The organism is Roseateles sp. P5_B10 (genome assembly GCF_056400485.1).
Window position 1 is genome coordinate 1 of the sequence record NZ_JBFULE010001659.1, and the last position, 568, is coordinate 568.

Consider the following 568-nt stretch of genomic DNA (forward strand, 5'->3'; position numbering starts at 1 on the left):
GGGCAGCAACCTGCAGGGCGTCTGCTACGTGCTGGACGAGCCCACCATCGGCCTGCACCCGCGCGACAACCAGATCCTGCTGAAGGCGTTGGCGACACTTGGCGACAAGGGCAACACGCTGGTCGTCGTCGAGCACGATGAGGACACCATCCGCCGCGCCGATCACATCATCGACATCGGCCCCGGCGCCGGCAAACGCGGTGGCCGCGTGGTGGCGCAAGGCACCGCGGCCCAGCTCGCGCTGGAACCCGAATCGACGACGGGCCGCATGCTGGCCCACCCGCTGATCCACCCGCTGCAGGCGCGCCGACCCATCGAGGCCGATGCGCCCAAGCTGACCGTGCTGAACGCGGCCCTGCACAACCTCAAGGGCGTGACGGTGGACGTGCCGCTGCATCGGCTGGTGGCCGTGACGGGCGTGTCCGGTTCGGGCAAGTCGACACTCGCTCGCGACGTGCTGCTGGCAGGCATGGCCGTTGCGGTGCCGTTGAGAAAGGCCCCCGCCAAATGGACCGGCTGTGACGGCATCGAAGGCCACGCCCAGGTCGACCGCGTGCTGGAGGTCGAC

At 69.5% G+C, this 568-nt stretch carries 1 pseudogene; it reads left to right on the forward strand.

Annotated features, from left to right (window positions below):
• A pseudogene (locus tag AC1DU6_RS35180) lies at positions 1 to 568 on the forward strand (excinuclease ABC subunit UvrA); the annotation flags it as partial.